The 16,278-nt window shown below is 67.9% G+C and carries 11 protein-coding genes; 4 read left to right on the top strand and 7 right to left on the bottom strand.

Annotation, left to right across the window (positions count from 1 at the left end; all coding sequences use genetic code 11):
• Positions 1–94: 94 nt before the first annotated feature.
• The gene (locus CES90_RS29640) at positions 95–742 is read right to left on the bottom strand and encodes a sugar transferase (RefSeq protein WP_189786906.1); all 648 of its coding nucleotides are present in this window, start codon (positions 740–742) and stop codon (positions 95–97) included.
• A gap of 321 nt (positions 743–1,063) precedes the next feature.
• On the opposite strand from CES90_RS29640, the gene CES90_RS29635 reads away from it, so the two are divergent.
• Both CES90_RS29635 and CES90_RS29630 read left to right on the top strand, forming a co-directional pair.
• Entirely contained in the window at positions 1,064–2,557 is a 1,494-nt protein-coding gene (locus tag CES90_RS29635; RefSeq protein ID WP_189786905.1) for a polysaccharide biosynthesis tyrosine autokinase, read from the top strand.
• An 80-nt stretch (positions 2,558–2,637) separates the two neighbouring features.
• Positions 2,638–4,113 (top strand): O-antigen ligase family protein, encoded by a 1,476-nt coding sequence (locus tag CES90_RS29630; RefSeq protein ID WP_189786904.1) that lies wholly within the window; start codon positions 2,638–2,640, stop codon positions 4,111–4,113.
• Here the strand turns inward: CES90_RS29630 and CES90_RS29625 are convergent.
• The 5 genes from CES90_RS29625 to CES90_RS29605 form a co-directional block, all read right to left on the bottom strand.
• Positions 4,064–5,161, bottom strand: a complete 1,098-nt coding sequence (locus CES90_RS29625; RefSeq protein ID WP_189786903.1) for a right-handed parallel beta-helix repeat-containing protein — start codon at positions 5,159–5,161, stop codon at positions 4,064–4,066. The two genes, CES90_RS29630 and CES90_RS29625, sit on opposite strands and share 50 nt — an antisense overlap.
• 304 nt (positions 5,162–5,465) lie before the next feature.
• Positions 5,466–6,653 (bottom strand): glycosyltransferase family protein, encoded by a 1,188-nt coding sequence (locus tag CES90_RS29620; RefSeq protein WP_189786902.1) that lies wholly within the window; start codon positions 6,651–6,653, stop codon positions 5,466–5,468.
• On the bottom strand, positions 6,650–8,164 hold the full coding sequence (locus CES90_RS29615; RefSeq protein ID WP_189786901.1) for a lipopolysaccharide biosynthesis protein: 1,515 nt from the start codon (positions 8,162–8,164) through the stop codon (positions 6,650–6,652). The genes CES90_RS29620 and CES90_RS29615 overlap by 4 nt, the downstream gene beginning before the upstream one ends.
• A gap of 54 nt (positions 8,165–8,218) precedes the next feature.
• A complete protein-coding gene (locus CES90_RS29610) occupies positions 8,219–9,256 on the bottom strand; it encodes an LCP family protein (RefSeq protein WP_189786900.1) in 1,038 nt (345 codons plus the stop codon).
• Positions 9,256–10,527, bottom strand: a complete 1,272-nt coding sequence (locus CES90_RS29605; RefSeq protein WP_229914291.1) for a DegT/DnrJ/EryC1/StrS family aminotransferase — start codon at positions 10,525–10,527, stop codon at positions 9,256–9,258. Before CES90_RS29605 ends, CES90_RS29610 begins: the two co-directional genes overlap by 1 nt.
• A 267-nt stretch (positions 10,528–10,794) precedes the next feature.
• Here CES90_RS29605 and CES90_RS29600 point away from each other — a divergent pair, with 267 nt between their 5' ends.
• Positions 10,795–11,610: a TetR/AcrR family transcriptional regulator gene (locus CES90_RS29600; protein ID WP_189786898.1), complete on the top strand. Its 816-nt coding sequence runs from the start codon at positions 10,795–10,797 to the stop codon at positions 11,608–11,610.
• A gap of 38 nt (positions 11,611–11,648) precedes the next feature.
• On the opposite strand, the gene CES90_RS29595 is transcribed toward CES90_RS29600, so the two are convergent.
• Entirely contained in the window at positions 11,649–12,839 is a 1,191-nt protein-coding gene (locus CES90_RS29595) for an MFS transporter (protein ID WP_189786897.1), read from the bottom strand.
• A 261-nt stretch (positions 12,840–13,100) separates the two neighbouring features.
• Between CES90_RS29595 and CES90_RS29590 the strand changes: the two genes are divergently transcribed.
• A complete protein-coding gene (locus CES90_RS29590) occupies positions 13,101–16,277 on the top strand; it encodes a putative bifunctional diguanylate cyclase/phosphodiesterase (protein WP_189786896.1) in 3,177 nt (1,058 codons plus the stop codon).
• The last annotated feature ends 1 nt before the right edge of the window (position 16,278 follow it).

Here is a 16,278-nt window from a genome sequence, read left to right as displayed (position 1 = left end):
ACGCCGCCCCATGTCCGTGGTCCATCGTCCGCCCCATGTCCGTGGTCCATGGGGCGGACGCCGCCCCATGGACCGACGCCGGCGTCCTCCGGGCTCAGCGTTCCTCGGCGCGCCGCGCGGTGGAGCCGCCCGGCAGTTCGCAGGAGGGGCCCCCACCGCTTCGGTCCCAGGCGGCGGACAGTACGTACCACAGCGTTCGAGCGATGTAGCGCGCCACCGTGGCCAGTGTGTTCCGCGCCAGAAGCTCCGCATTCAGCTCGGCGCGGAGGGGGACCATGACCGCGAGGTAGTACTCCTCCGGGTCCGGCCTGCCATCAAGCAGCGCCGCGTGCTCGCGCGAGCGGAGCTGGCACGGCCCGGTGAGACCGGGGCGGTAGCGGAACATCCAGTGGCACTCGGGAGGAAAGCGGCGGGCCAGGTTGACCGACTCCGGGCGCGGACCCACGAGTGTCATGTCGCCGCGCAGGACGTTGACCAGTTGCGGCAGTTCGTCCAGGTGGAAACGTCTGAGCAGCCGCCCCGTGCCGGTCACGCGCGGGTCGCGGCTGCTGGTGAGCACGGAACCGGTCGCGTCCTGCCGCATGGTACGGAACTTGTACAGCGTGAACTCCTGTGCGCCTTCGCCCATCCGCTGATGCCGGAAGATCACGGGTTTGCCGCTCACGGTGCGCACCAGCACGACCAGAAACAGGAAAAGGGGCGACAGAAGAACAAGCAGGCCAAGGGCGACGACGACGTCCACAGCGCGCCGCGACCACGGCAGGCCTGCGGGAGTCACATGCGGCAGAGCCGGTCGGCCGCCGATGCCGACGGGGCGCGGAGCCACCGCCGGTCCGGATCGCCGGTGATCACCGGCAGAGAACGGGTCACGGGCCGCTGGGGTCACGACACACCCCCGGGTTCCAGCGCAGTGGCTGCGGAGCGGTTGCGCGGAGACCAGGGCGATCCCTCATGACTTCCCATCCCGCACCGTACGCTGATATCGTACATTTACGTCGTAAACAGGATATCCAGTCATATACGGGCAGAGTCAAGTTGCCCACGCAACCGCAGAGGAGCTCCCGTGGATCTCCGCGACTACATCGATGTGCTGCGCCGGCGTTGGCGGTTCGTCGCGGCGTGCGTCGTGCTCGGACTGCTCGCGGCGCTGGCCGCGACGGCCCTGATGCCGCGCACCTACACGGCTCAGGCACAGCTCTTCATCGCCACCAACGACAAGACCAACACCAACGCGTACGCGGGCGGCCTGTTCACACAGCAGCGGGTCAAGTCCTACACGAAGATCGCGAACAGTCCCGCGGTGCTCGATGGCGTCATCAACAAGCTCGACCTGTCCACCACGCCCGACCGGCTGGCAGGGAAGATCAGCACGCAGGCGCCACTCGACACGGCCGTGGTCAACATCCAGGTGCGGGACACGTCGGCCACCCGCGCCCAGGTGATCGCCGACGAGACCGCCGTCCAGTTCGCGCGGTACATCGATCGCATTGAGAGGGCCTCGACCGACGCGCCACCGCTGGTGAAGGCCAGCGTGGTCGGCAATCCCGGCCCGCCGGGGAAACCGACGAGCCCGCGCCCGCAGCTGAACGTGGCAATCGGCCTGGTGGCCGGCTTCCTCGTGGGTGTCTCGGGCGCCGTACTGCGCCATACGCTCGACACCACGGTCCGCTCGTCGGGCGACGTCCGCCGCCGGACGGGCCTCCACACGGTGGGTGCCCTTCCCCGGCCTGGCCGTCGACGGGCGAACAACCACCGCGGCGACACCACACCGCGCGACGAAGCACTGAGCCAGCTCCGCACCCGTCTGCGCTTCGCAGGCCACGGCGGTCTGCCGAACTCGCTGCTCGTCACCAGCGCCATGCACACCGAGGGCAGGACCGACACCGCCGTCGACCTCGCGGTCAATGTCGCCCGCACCGGCCGGCGCGTCGTCCTCGTCGAGGGGGACCTGCGCCGACCGCGCCTGGCCGGGGCACTCGGCCTGCGCGACGGGCCGGGGTTGACCGACGTGGCCACCGGCGACGTGGCACTCGCCGACGCGCTCCAGACCTGGGAGGCCGGGGCGCTGCGGGTGCTGACGAGCGGTACGGCGTCGCCCGCCCCGGACACGCTGCTGTCGTCCCCGAAAGTGGCGCAGGTGCTGCGCGCCCTTGAGGCTGACGCGGATCTCGTCGTGATGGACAGCCCCCCACTTCTGCCCTACGCCGACGCGACGGCCCTCGCCTCGGAAACGGAGGCGGTGCTCCTGGTCGTTCGGATCGGCAGAGCCCGCTACGACCTGGTCCAGCGCGCGCTCGAGAGTCTGGCCTCCGTGGACGCGCACGTCCTCGGAGCCGTCGTCACCGGTGTACCTCCGGAGCGGCTCAGCGGCAGACGTCCGCGGGGAGAAGCTGCGCGGCCGAGCGATGCTCCGGTGATGGAGCGCCGCCCACCGGCCGTCCCGGACACCCTCCACACGCGGCCGGACACCGCGGATAGCCACGCGCGGCGAGTCCCGGACGCGGCAGCCGAGGACTCTCGCCACCGGCTCGAAGCCAAGGACGACGAGCATGTATGAGCCGTCCACGCCGCCCTGCGGCTGACGGCGACGGCTAACGGCATGGCATACGACTCGATGAGAAGTCAGCGAGAACGGTGATGAACTGGCACTCGACGCAGATGGGGGCGCTCGTCCTCGGGATCGCGGCGCTTCTGGCCATTCCTCCCTGTCTCATCGCCTTTCGCCGGGCCCGCGCCTGGGGTGACTGGGACCTGACATCCACTCTGGTGTTCCTGACCGGAGTACTCAACGCCCTGCCGACGGTCCTGTTCATTGTGGTGTCCGGCCGGCCGGAGCGCCGGGACGAATTCGGAAATGAGCTACCGGGCCGGCCGGACAGCCTGGACGCGTTCGGAAACCAACTGCCGGGAGGACCGCTGTCCGATTGGGCCAATCAGGTGGGACAGGTGACATCCTTCCTCCTCATAGCCGGGAGCCTGGTGTTCTTTCTCCGGGGCGTGCTCAGGGGTGCCCGGATCAACGTCGCGCCCCTCATCGCGTTCGTGCTCGTCCTGGAATTGGCCCTGTCCAACGGCCTGAACGGGCATCAGGTCTTCAGCGGGCGGCAGCTCGCACTCCTGGCGGTCCTGATGGCCGCCAGCGTCGCCCGTCCAGGGCGCTCCGCGTTCCTGGGCGCGGCTGCCGTCGGCCTGCTGCTCACCGTGTTGGGCGGCATTCAGGCTCTGGTGCAATCGAGCAGCGTCTTCCACGCGTGCCGGTTCGACAAATGCGGACCGTTCGGCGCCTTGTACACGGGCGTGTTCGTCAACGAGAACATCTACGGCCAACTCCTTTCGTTGTCCGTCCCCTTCATCTGGTTGTCTCTGCGTGGGCGCGTGCGGGTGGTGCTCGCCTGTTACGTAGCCTTCGTGACGATCGCAACGGATGCCAGGGTCGCCGCTCTCGCGGCGCTGTCCTCTCTTGTGCTCCTCGTTCTTCTGCACCCGCGGCTTCCGCAGAGTGCCGACGGCGCGAGGCCTGCCACACCGGAAGGGAGCAACCGTAGCGGGACGCCGTCGACAAAGGCTGTGGCCTTGGCCGCCCTCGTCACATGCCTCGTTGCGGTGGGCGAATTCCTGCTGCCGTACGTGGCCCAGAGTCACGATCGGTTGTCACAACGGCCCTACGCCTGGCATCTCGCCGTGCAATACCTGTCCGAATCGCCGATTTTCGGATTCGGCGGCGCCGCATGGCCGAACCTGCACATCCAGGGACAGATTCCGGTGGCCATCGCCATTTCGCCCCACAATCAATGGCTCGATGTCGGATACGCAGGCGGACTCGTTGGGCTCGTCCTCTTCGCCGCTCTGATCACGTACATCCTGTTGCGGGGCGGTCGGGCCAATATCGTCGTCGCATGCTGCGTGCTCCTGCCCGTACTCATCAATGGCGCTTTGGACCGCCCCTGGTCCTTCGGTTTCACCGACACGCAGACCTTCACTCTGGTCGCTGCCACGCTGGTCCCCATCGTCCGGGGCAGCCGCAGGTGGGCAACCGACGTGGAGTATGAGACAAGGCCCTTGATCATGCCAGGTGCGGGTCGTCATTCACGATGGGCGTTGCCACTCCGGTGAATATGTTGCCGGTCGAGGTACCCAGAGCGCCCTTGTAGTTGTAAATCCCCCACTGCGTCCCGTTGATCGTGTTGTTGTAAACATTCGCCCCGATCCAGAAAGCGATACTCACCCCGGCCCTGCCCGCATTTCCGATGTCGTGAATTCTGTTGCTGTAGACGTCGACATAACTCGCAGCGTTGAACGGACCACCATTGATACCGATGACCACAACACCGGCCGTCAACCGTGTACCGCTGATGTCGTTGTCATGGATCCTGATGTTGCTCGCCGCAGCGTCGCCGAACCCTCCATACATGATGCCGGGGACGGTGATCTGCGGCGAAGGAGTCGACCCGCCGATGATGGTGTTGCCGTACACCTCCACGTCACGCAGAACATCCGTCGAGACGTTGGGCTCAATATCAATCGGGGCAGGCATGCCGGTCCGCGTGCAATTGGTGAACGTGTTCCCGAACACCTTCACATCGGTACCCGATATGACGGAAACCCCTTGACGGTTGTCGTAGTCGGCCGAGAACGTATTGTTCGGCCCGATCCGGGTACCGGCCGAGGTCTGGGTGTACACGAGAACGCCATCACCGATGATGTTCGTCATCTTGCAGTTCTTGACCACGGTGTTGGCGAAAGCGCCCTCGATCCGCACACAGTGCCGGTGCTGCGACCAAAGTGACGCATTCTGATTCTTGGAGTTCCCGTCGAAGTTCAGGCCGTCGATGGTAACGCCCGACCCGTTGACTTTCAGGATCTCATCGTTCTGAGTCGTAGAAGTCGCCGAATTATCCGGAAAACGCAGGGTTGTGCCGTTTCCCTCGACGTAGCAGTTGGCCGGAATCGAGAGTGAAGTGACCGTGTAGGTCCGCCCCGCCGGAAAGACGAGGCGCTTTCCGACGGCGGCGTTGGCTGCCGCCTGTGGCGTGGCGTAATCCGTCACAAAAACAGTTCCGCGGTCGCGGGGAGGGCGTCGCTGTGCAGCTATCAGGGGGATCGATGCCAGCGCCAGCATTGACCTACGGGGGATGGGCCGGGAACCGGTGAATATCTTCATTGGTGCTCTCTGCGCTCGGTACAAAGCAGGAACTCGGTGGATGCAGAACTCTTTCAGCGGTCGGCGCCGCTGAGGCACTGTACTCCAGATGTCCGCATTCACCAGATGCTGTGTCAGGGGTCACGCTTGGCTTGATTGCCGTCTCCGTGGGCGTGACACAAGATCCGCTGAGGCGCAAAAAAGACCTTCGCAGGCGGGTGCCTGCGAAGGCCCTTTATTTCTTGCGGCGTTATGCGGTTCGGCTCAGCGGGCGGTGCTGGGCCATCGTGGCACTTGTGCCGCCCGGCCTCGCTGGGCACCGGTTCTACCCTGCCCCTGCCGCCCGCGGCATGTCCGCGTCCTGAAGTGTTCCGTCCAACAGTCGCTCCAACGGTTCCAGGGTTCGGTTCCAGTCCAGCTGCCGTGCCTGTGCGTAAGCCTCGTCGGCGGTTGTCCGCCACTTCGCCTCGTGGCCGAGTGCTCCGACCACGGCGGTGAAGTCATGCTCGGTGTAGGGCACCGAGCCACGGAGAAGGTCCAGGTGGCGCCGCCAGGCGGGAACCAGAACGGGCAGCCCGCGCGCCAGGTACTGCAGATGCTTGGCGGAGAAGCCCTCTTGGCGGATGAGGTCCTGGGTGCACGTGATCAATCCCAGCTGATAGTCCGCGAGAACCTCGGGTTCGGCATAGCCGCGGTAGTGCAGTCCGAGTGACGGATCCGGGGGCGGCCCACCGTAGACATCGATGTGCGGGTACTGCCGGGTCAGCCGTGCAAGCAGAGGAAGGTTGATGAACCTCCCGCTGAGCGAGCCCATGTAGACCACACGCGGCGGATCGGCGAACCGCGCCCGGTTGGCAGACGGGGTGCAACCCCAGTTGAGCTGAAGGAAGTTGCGTCCACTGATCCCATACTGAGCCTGGGCGTACCGGCCATAGGTCTCCCAGGAGAACGACAAGTGTTCCATGCCCTCAAGGAAATGTGTCTCCCAGCGGCGGAACTTACTGTGCTGACGTCGGGTGAGCTGGCCTTCGTGGAACACCTCGTCGGCCCACGGATTGGGACAGTCGTACAGTGTCTCGGCCGAGGTACCCGTCGTCAGCACACCGGCGTCATACGGGGTCTCGCAGATGACCAGGTCGAAGTCGTCGAGTGCCAGATCCTCTTTGAGGAGGCGCCGACGCAGGCGGTGATCCGTCATCAGCACGTGGTACGAGAGGTGACGTCGCCCGAATCCCCATGTGCGGGTGAAGAGCTTGGACACGACGTCGTTCGCGTAGAGGGCCAGCTTGCCGGGATGCAGGGAGCCCGGGATCATCCGCCCGAGGGAACCCCGTACGTTGGACGCACGCGACAGGCTGTAGGTGTCCACCAAGTGGACGTCGTGACCGCACTCCCGCAGATACCGCTCGATGGCCAGGGGCTTGACGCTGTTCGCGTATCCGTCGAGCTGAGCCACGATCAGGATGCGCTTCGGCCGTCCACTGCCGAGATTGTTCGCTGTCGTTTCAGTCATGCCGTCTCCTCCTTCATGGGCACGCCCGTCGGCGTGCAGGGACCGCGGGTGAGCTCGCGGCCCATGAGTGACCACGCGATACCGAGACCGGCCAGCACGGGCAGACCGGCGAGCAGCAGTGCCTGAGCGCCGTGCCACCCCAGCCTCAGCACCAGGAACTCCCCAAGACCGGCCGTGATCACGGCCAGCCCGGTCGCCCGCAGCCATCGCTCGGGCAGGCGCCGCTCGCGCAGATCCGCCAGCCGTCGACAAATGACGACGTAGTAAAGGGAACCGATCATGATCCCTATCGAGGTCGCCAGGACGACGCCGACGACCCCGAACAGCAGGGTCAGCGGAACCGTGAGCACGAGGTTCACCATCGTCGAACACCAGGAGTACCGGGTCTCCGGCCCGGGACGGCCGATCGTCCGGACGAAGCAGGTACGCATCCCGGTGAACGCCACCTGCACGACATATCCGGCCAGCAGAACGGCGGCCACCGCTCCGCTGAGTGCGAGCCCGGGGCCCAGCCACACCACGACCGCCGGGCCCACCGCCACGGTCGTCACCGCCCCGTAGGTGAGGGTTGCGGGCAGCCAACGGGACTCCAGGAGGTGGAACTCCCGTACTGCTCCGGCGAGTCCATGCGCGGCGAAGACGTGCGTCATCCGGGTGAGGATCGGTGGAAAGGCGTAGAGCGGAATGCTGCGCAGCGCGGTCGCCGCCTGGTACCCGGCGGCGTAGATACCCACGTAGCGCACCGGCAGCAGCGCTGCGATCACCAGAGCGTCGATCTCTCCGTTGAGGAAAACGGTGAAGCCCGACAGCTGCATGCGGGAGGCGTATCCGACGAACTCGCGTCGCTCGTCCGGTCGGGGCAGCAGCGGTCGCCGGATACGGATGTGCCGTGCCCCTGCCCAGAAGCCACCGACCGTCACCAGCAGGTACCTGATGGTGGTCAGCGCCGCGAGCAGCGGCAGGTCCTGCCCACGGTCGACGACGATCACGACGGCGACGGCGTAGGTCAGACACGATCCCCCGCTGACGGCCGCCAGGCCACGGAAGCGGGCGTTCGCCTGCAGCAGCGCGATGGCGGAGTTGGAGGCCAGGGCCAGGGCGAGGAGTGGGCCGAGGACCAGCAACAGCTGCCGGGCCTCGTGCGCCAGTCGCGGTGGTATGTCCAAAACGGACACGATGGCGGGACCGATCAGCGCGGTGAGCCCGGTGACGAGCGCGCCCAGTCCGAGGAAGACCAGCAGCGAGCCGACCACCAGCCGCCCGGTGCCTTCCCGGTCGCCGCGGGCGCCGTGGTACGCGTGGAAGCGCGCCAGGGACGCGCCGACTCCACCGTCCAGCACCGTGAGGGTGGCCAGGAAGACCAGGATCAGTGACCATACGCCGAACCGGTCGAGCCCCAGCTGACGGATCAGGTAGGGCGTGAGCGCCAGGTTGGTGAGCAGGGGTGCCATCTGCGCCAGGGCGCTGAAGCCCATGCCGGAGAAGAGACTCCGGGCCGGTGTGTCGGACACGGTGCCGTGCCTGTCGGCCGTGTTCCGGTGCTGGCAGTGGCGCACTTGCCTGCCTCACTTCCCGGTGCCGGGCGGGTGTCCCGTCTCGATCCCGTGGCACAGCCTCCGCAAGCCGTCCCGGTCAAGGATCAGGACGTACTGGCTGTCGATCATGTCCGACCTGACAATCGGCGCGGTGGTGAAGCGGGTGTCCGTGGAGTCCAGATGGCGCAGACCGAACACGAAGTCACGCAGGTCGCTGTTGGACAGCTCGTCGTCGACGCTCACGGTTCCGGTGATCGCGTCGAGCATCCGGTCGACCTTCACCGGGTTGGTGATGCTCACGTCGTCGCGGATCTGGCCGACGAGGCTGCGCAGGAACTCCTGCTGCCGCTTGATCCGGTCCAGCTCCCCACCGGGCAGACCGTGGCGCTGCCGCACGTAGGAGAGCGCCTCTTCGCCGCTCATGGTGTGCGTGCCCGCCTTGAAGTGCTTCTCCTGCTCCGGGTCGTAGGAATTCTGCTGGACGGTGATCGGCACACCGCCGACCGCGTCGGTGAGGGATCTGAATCCGTGCCAGTCGATGACGGCGAAATGATCGACCCTGACTCCGGTGAGGTCCTCGACCGTCTGGACGAGAAGTGAGGGACCTCCCCAGGAGAACGCCGCGTTGATCTTCGCGGTTCCGTGTCCGGGGATGGGCACCCAACTGTCGCGTGGAATCGACACCGTGTACGACTCGCGCTCGCCCGGAGCGAGATGGACGAGCATCAGCGTGTCGCTGCGCTGGGCACCGTACTTCCAGAGGTCGGCTTCGGCGCCGTCTCCAGTGGTCGGCTTCCGGGAACGCGTGTCGACACCTGCCAGCAGGAACGTGGTGCCGTCGCCGGTCTCGGGCCGCGGGCCGTCGGGAAAGGCGTCGGGTATGCGGGTGACCTGGTCGCCGTAGTGGTCAGTGGCCCACCAGACACTGCCGGCGCCGAGCCCGAGCACAGCGAGCACGGCGACGACCAGGCATATCAGCAGGCGCCGCAGCCACCGACGGCGTGGCCGGGTGTGCCTCGCGAGAGCCTGCCTCGGCGTCCACTGGGGCCACCGGCGGCGCGCGGACATCACGGGCCCTCCGAGTACTGGCCGGCCCATGCGGTACGTGGCCGAGCCGTCCGGCTCAGTAGGGTGCCCAGTCCCGCGGGCCGGCGCGGCGCGATCCGGGCCAGCTCTGCGCAGATCCGGTCGACCGCCCGCTCGGTGAGGAAGGGGTGCAGGGGCAAGGACATCAGTTGGGGAAGGAGCGCGTCGGCTCCCGGCAGGCCACCGGGCGGAGTGATCGCCAGGCGGCGGAAGTACGGCATGTGGTGCAGGGGGATGAAGTGGACCGAGGTGCCGATCCCGCGCTCCCCCAGCCGTTCGATCAGTTGGTCGCGGCCGATCCCGTACTCCTCCTCCAGCACGCGCACCACGTACAGGTGATGGGCATGCCGGCCGAGGGTGGTGACCTCCAACGGTCGCACCCCGGGAACGGATTCCAGGCCTGCCGCGTACTGTCCGGCCGCGGCGTGCCGCCGCTGCTGCCAGTCATCGAGGTGACGAAGTTGCGCCCGCCCGATGGCGGCCTGTATATCCGTCATGTTGGCCTTGAGGCCCGCCTCCTCGACGGTGTACCGCCAACCGCCGTCAGGCAGGTTCTGTCGAAAGGCGTCGGCGGACATCCCGTGGAACCGCGCACGACGGATCCGATCGGCGAGGTGCGGGTCGTCCGTGGTCACCATGCCGCCCTCGCCGATGGGCAGGTTCTTGGTGGCGTGGAAGCTGAAGCAGGTCGCTCTCGACAGGCTTCCCACGGGCCGGTCGCCCACCGACGTGCCCACGGCGTGGGCGGCGTCCTCGACGACGTGGGTCAGCGGCAGTCGGGCGGCTTCCGCCAGCTCGGCGACCGGCGCGGGCGCCCCGGCGTAGTGCAGGACCATCATCACGTGAGGGCAGCCGCACACCCTGGCCGCCCGGGCGACGGTGGCCGGGGTCGGCATCGCGGTGTGCGGATCGACGTCGACGAGTACAGGCCGCAGCCCGGCGTGGAGGACCGCCTGGGCCGCGCCGCAGAAGGTCACGGCCGGGATCAGGACGGTCCCACCGGTCGGGACCCGCAGGGCGCGCAGCGCCAGTTCGAGCGCCGCGGTACAGGAACTCACCGCGACGGCGTGCGCGGCCCCGACATGAGCCGCGAACTCCCGCTCGAAGAGTGCCGTCTCCCGTCCGGTCGTCACCCATCCCGAGGCCAGCACCCGCTGCGCCGCCCTCCGGGCCTCCGGACTGATCCGGGTCACGGTGAGGGGGAGTTCCGGCTCCCCCGCGCGCTCCGTGGTGAGGGCGTCAGCGAGTGGCACACCGTTCAGGGCCGACCGGACGCGATCGGCTTGGTCGGGTCGGGGCCGGAGCCGGTGGACTGTCATTTCCTGCTCCCCGCTTCCTGTCTCTCTCCGGGGAATGACGCCTCCGTACAGACGCCTTCGCATACACGCATGGCCGAACGGGCCCGACAGACGCACCACTAATGCCGTATATTTACGTCGTATACGTACACTTTGCGCCCGGAGATGCATAGAGTCAACACGAGCGGGACAGGACACGGGCCGACCAGCCGGAGGCGAAGCATGGCCAAGGACGAGGCGAAGGCGCAGAAGAAGGACGAGGGCCCCGGAGCCCGCCCTGCGCGACGCGCCAGCGACCGTGGCCACTACGGCCGACTGAGCCGGGAGCGCGTGCTGGCCAGCGCCCTGGAGCTGGTGGACCGCGAGGGACTCTCGGCGCTGAGCATGCGCCGGCTGGGCGCCGAGCTCGGCGTGGAAGCGATGGCGCTCTACCGGTACGCGGCGAGCAAGGACGCGCTCCTGGACGGTCTGGTCGAAGCCCTGTACCTCGAACTGGAGGGACGCCTGGCCGCCGACCCTGGTCCCGGCACGACGGCCGCCGAGGCCCAGGCCCAGGCTTCCGCATGGCGCGCCGAACTCCACCGGATCGCACGGGCGACGTACGAAGTCTGTCTGGCCCATCCTCAGGTGATGCCGCTGCTCTCCACGCGCATGCTGGCGGTCCCGCTGGCCCGGCGGCCGCTCGCCGTCCTGAGGCATCACGAGCGGGTGCTCGCGCTGCTCCAGGGGGCGGGGCTGGACGAGGCCCGTTCCTCCGCCGTCTTCCGCGCCTTCACCGGCTGGGTCCTCGGCTATGTGTCCGTGGAACTGCAGGCCATGGTGGACAACCCCGAGGAATCGGATCCCGCGTTCCGCCTCGGACTGCACCGCATGCCGCCCCAGGAACTGCCCAGGCTCCGAGAAACCGCCGCCACCCTCGCCGAGCAGGGCGGACCGGAGGGCCTGGCCGCCGGTCTCGACGCACTGCTCGAGCGTTTCATCCGTGCGGAGGAGGAACAGGAACCCCGGCAGAACCGGACCCCGCCCAGCAGGCCCTGACAAGCCACCCGCCAAGGGCGCCCAGGGCCTGGCCGCGCTCACCGCGCGTCGGCACGGGTCAGCCGTGGCAGGGCGAGGGAGACCGTCGAGGCGGCGAGCAGGGCCGCCGCGCACGGCACCCAGTAGCCCGCCGCGGCCCCTGCGGCGTCGATCAACCACCCGGACGTGGCGTAGCCCAGTGCCACCCCGACGGAGAGGCCTGAGACGACCCAGGTGATGCTCTCGGTGAGCTGGGCGGCCGGCGCCAGGCGGCCCACCAGCCCCATCGTGGTGATCAGGGTCGGCGCGACGGACATGCCCGCCACAAAGAGCACCCCCGCCAGCACCGCGAGACTCGGCTCGAACAACAGCGGTGCCATCGTCACCGCCATCGCCCAGACGCTGAGCAGCAGCCGCCGCGTGATCACCCCCCGCGGCCTCATCGCGCCGAAGACCGCGCCCGCCAGGCCCGAGCCGAGCGCGTACACACCCAGCAGCAGGCCGGAGAGCGCCTTGTGGTCGTGTGCGCCGGCGTACGCCACCGTAGCGACCTCCACCGAACCGTAGGACGCGCCCACCGACGTCAGCGTCAGCACCAACAGGCCGAGCCCCGGGATGCGCAGCGCGGAGCCCCCGGCGCGTTCCAGGGCGGGGTGCACCGGCGGTTCCGTACGCCGCTGGGCGGCGAACAGCAGGACGCCGCCGGCGAGCAGGACCGCGGCCGTCAGCGGTCCGGCCTCGGCGAAGACGCTGGTCGACAGCGTGATCGCCAGGGCCGGGCCGACGACGTAGACCACCTCGTCGAGCACCGACTCCAGCGAGTACGCGGTGTGCAGCAGCCGCGGTGACTTCCGGTGAAGCTCCGCCCAGCGGGACCTGACGAGCGCGCCCATGCTGGGCATGCAGCCCGCCAGCGCCGCCGCCACGTACAGCGTCCAGTCGGGGGCGGCGTACCGGGCGCACAGCAGCAGCGCGCAGATGGCGGCGACCGTCACGGCCGTCGCCGGGAGGACGACCCGGCGCTGCCCATGCCGGTCGACCAGTCGGGAGATCTGCGGTCCGATCGCCGCGGCGGCGAGCGCCTGCGTGGCGGAGACCGAGCCGGCGAGCAGGTACTCACCGCCGAGCTGCGACAGCATGGTGACGATGCCGACGCCGATCATCGACTGCGGAAGGCGTGAAACGAAGCCCGCGGTGGAGAAAAGCAGACTGCCTGCAGGAGAGAAGATCCGGCGGTAATCGGAGAGCATGGTGCTCCACGCTCCGTCAGGAGCCGATCGTCGCTGGGCGGAGACGGTCCGGTTTCCGCGTCCTCCAATTTCACGTCCCCGATTTCAGTGTCTCTATTTTCACGCATGGCGCGGCATCCTGCGACGCACCGCGTTATCTCTTCCCGCACATGCGGGAAATAACGAGCCGAGCTAGCTTGATGGAAGACACGTCGCCGGACACCGGCCGTTCGCCCAGCTCGCTTCGCCCGACAAACGACCCTCCCAGGAGGTTGGTTGGGGATGAACGCGCGACTGCGAAGCCAGATCGCGATGGCTGTTGTCAGCGCATGCATCGTCGTGCTGACCGCGGTCTACTACATGGTTCCGGAACAGCGGCTGATCTTTGTCGCCCTTGGAGCCATCGGGGTCATCGGTATTGTCCTGGGTATCCTTCTCCACCGCCCCGCGCATCGACTCCCCTGGCTGTTTCTCGCCGCGGGAAACTTCGCCTTCGCCGCGGGCCAGGCCACCCAGATCATCCTCATCCAGTTACTCGACGAGGAAGTCCCGTTCCCCTCGATCGCCGACGGCTTTTATCTCGCGGCATATCCGCTGTATGCGGCCGGGCTGCTGGGCTTCGTGCACTGGCGCACAGGTTGGCGCGACCGCGCCAGCCTCGTCGACGCGCTGACGCTGACCGTCGGCCTGGCGCTGCTGTCGTGGCTCTTCCTCATCGATCCGTACGCCCGCGTCGCGGGTCTCACCTGGGTTCAGAAGGCGTTCTCCATCGCCTATCCACTCGGCGACATCCTCGTACTGGCGATGCTGCTGCGCCTGCTCGTCGGCCGTGGCGGCAAGAGCCGCTCGCTCATGCTGCTCACCGCGGGTACCGTCGGCCTGCTCGCCGCCGACGTGGCTTACGGCCTGATCCAACTGAACGGGACGTGGCGCACGGGTACCGCGGTCGATCTCGGCTGGGCCGTCCTGTACGGAGCCTGGGCGGCCGCCGCGCTCGATCCGTCCATGCGCTCGCTGACCCAGCCGGTGGCATGGCGCGCCGAGTCCGCCACGAGCCGGCTGACCCTGCTCACCCTGGCGTCATTGATCGCACCGGCCATCCTCCTGACGGAGGCGGTGCGCGGGGTGCGCTCCGAAGTCGGCGTCATCGGGGTGTTCTCCGCGGTGCTCTTCCTCCTGGTGCTCTACCGCCTGGCGGGCGTTGTGGCGACCCACCAGCAGGCGGTCGGCCGGGAGAAGACGCTGCGCGACGCGGTGTCATCGCTGGGTGGAGCGGGCGATCTGCGGGATGCGGCCTCCGCCGTCAACTCCGCGGTGACGGAGTTGATGCCGGACACCCCGCCGCGTTCCGCGCTGCTCACCGTGCCGGACAACACGCTCTGGGTGAACGGGGCGCACGGCGGCATACGCGGGCCCCTGTCCCCGCGGGGAACGGCAGCCGTACGGGAACTGATCGCGTCCGGCGAGAACCGCCTGGTGACCCTCGACGGAGTGGGGCCCGATCTCGCCGCCCACCTCACAGGTCAGGACGAGGGGCCGACACACACCGGGCATGCGCTGGTCTGCCCGCTCACCTCTCAGGATCACCCCTCCGGCGATCCGCTGATCGGGGCGCTGATCGTGATCGGGGACGAGCGGGAGCTGCTCATGCTCCGCGAAACGCTCGCGACTCTCGCCGCGCAGACGGCACTTGCCGTGGCGCGGGTCGCCCTCGCCCAGGAGGTCAACCGGCGCAACAGCGAGATGTACTTCCGCACACTGGTGCAGAACGCCTCGGACGTGATCCTGATCCTCGACGACGACCGAGTCCGTTACGCCAGCCCCTCCGCCGAGCAGGTGCTCGGATTCACGAACCTGGAGGGCACCCACCTCATCGATCTGGTGCCGCCGCAGGACAGCCTCGCGGTCGTCGAGACACTCGGCCGGATACGGAGCCGCGAGTACCAGACCAGGCGCGAGCACTGGCGCATGATCCGCGCCGACCGGGGCTCCATCGAAGTCGAGGTGAGGTGGAGCGACCTGCGCGAGGAGGCGACCGTCGGCGGGGTGGTGCTCACCCTGCGGGACGTGACCGAACAGCGCAAGCTCGAACGCGAACTCACCCACCAGGCGTTCCACGACTCCCTCACCGGCCTGGCCAACCGCCTGCTCTTCCAGGAACGGGTCAACCACGCCCTGGTGCAGGCTCAGCGCGACGGCACGGTCGTCGGTGTGCTCTTCGTCGACGTCGACGACTTCAAGGTCGTCAACGACATACACGGCCACAGTGTGGGCGACGAACTCCTGGTCGCGCTGTCACTCCGGCTGCAGACCACCGTCCGTGCCTCCGACACCGCCGCGCGCATAGGCGGCGACGAGTTCGCCCTGCTGGTGGAGGGCTCCGCCACACCGACGGGTGTGGAGCGGTTCACCGAACATGTGATGACCGCGTTCGCCGAGCCGTTCCGGCTCAGTGTGGGACCGCTGAGCACGTACGCCAGCGTCGGCGTCGCGACGACGGAGGACAGCATCGACTCGGTCGAACTGCTGACGCACGCCGATCTCGCGCTGTACGCGGCGAAGACGGCGGGCAAGCGCCAGTGGCGCCGCTACCACCCGGCTCTGCAGAGCGGCATGGCCGAGCGTGCCAAGTTGCAGGAGGGCCTGGACAGTTCGTCGATCGAGACGTCGTTCATGGTGCTCTACCAGCCCATCGTGGAGTTGGCCAGCGGGCGGATCGCCGGCTTCGAGGCGCTCGTTCGCTGGCCTCACTCCGCGCGCGGCATGGTGCTGCCGGAGCAGTTCATCACGCTGGCCGAGGAGAGCGGGCAGATCGTCCCGCTGGGCGCCTGGGTGCTTGACCAAGCCGCGGCCGAGGCGGTCCGGTGGGAGGAGTTCGTGCTGCGCGGCGGGACCGCCGACCGCAACACGCCTTACGTCAGCGTGAACGTGTCGCCGCGTCAGTTCCGGGACGAGGAGTTCTACAACGTGATCCGACGCGCTCTGGATCTCTCCGGCATCGAGCCCTCGTCCCTCGTACTGGAACTGACCGAGAGTGTGCTGATGTACAACGACGAACGTATATTGGCCGAGATGAGTGCGCTCACCGACCTCGGTATCCGTATCGCGATCGACGATTTCGGAACGGGCTACTCGTCGCTGAGCTATCTGCGTGAGTTCCCCATCTCGATACTCAAGATCGACAAGTCGTTCGTCGACAAACTCGGGCGCTCGCCCGAACAGTACGCCCTGGTCGAGGGCATCACGCATCTCGCGGACACCCTCGGTCTCACCGTGATCGCCGAAGGAGTGGAGGACGTGCGGCAGCAAGAGTCACTGATCTCCATGGGCTGCCCGTTCGGCCAGGGGTATCTCTTCGCCGAACCGGTCGGCGCCGAGGAGGCGAAGCACCTCGTCCTGGCGCCGCCGCTCGGCCGCATGGCCGGATTGGCCGGGACACCCACGGAAGGGCAGCAGTAAT

This window comes from Streptomyces capitiformicae (assembly GCF_002214185.1).
Lineage (GTDB): Bacteria > Actinomycetota > Actinomycetes > Streptomycetales > Streptomycetaceae > Streptomyces > Streptomyces capitiformicae.
Note: the sequence above shows the minus strand (reverse complement) of the source record. Positions and strands in the feature narration are given on the sequence as shown.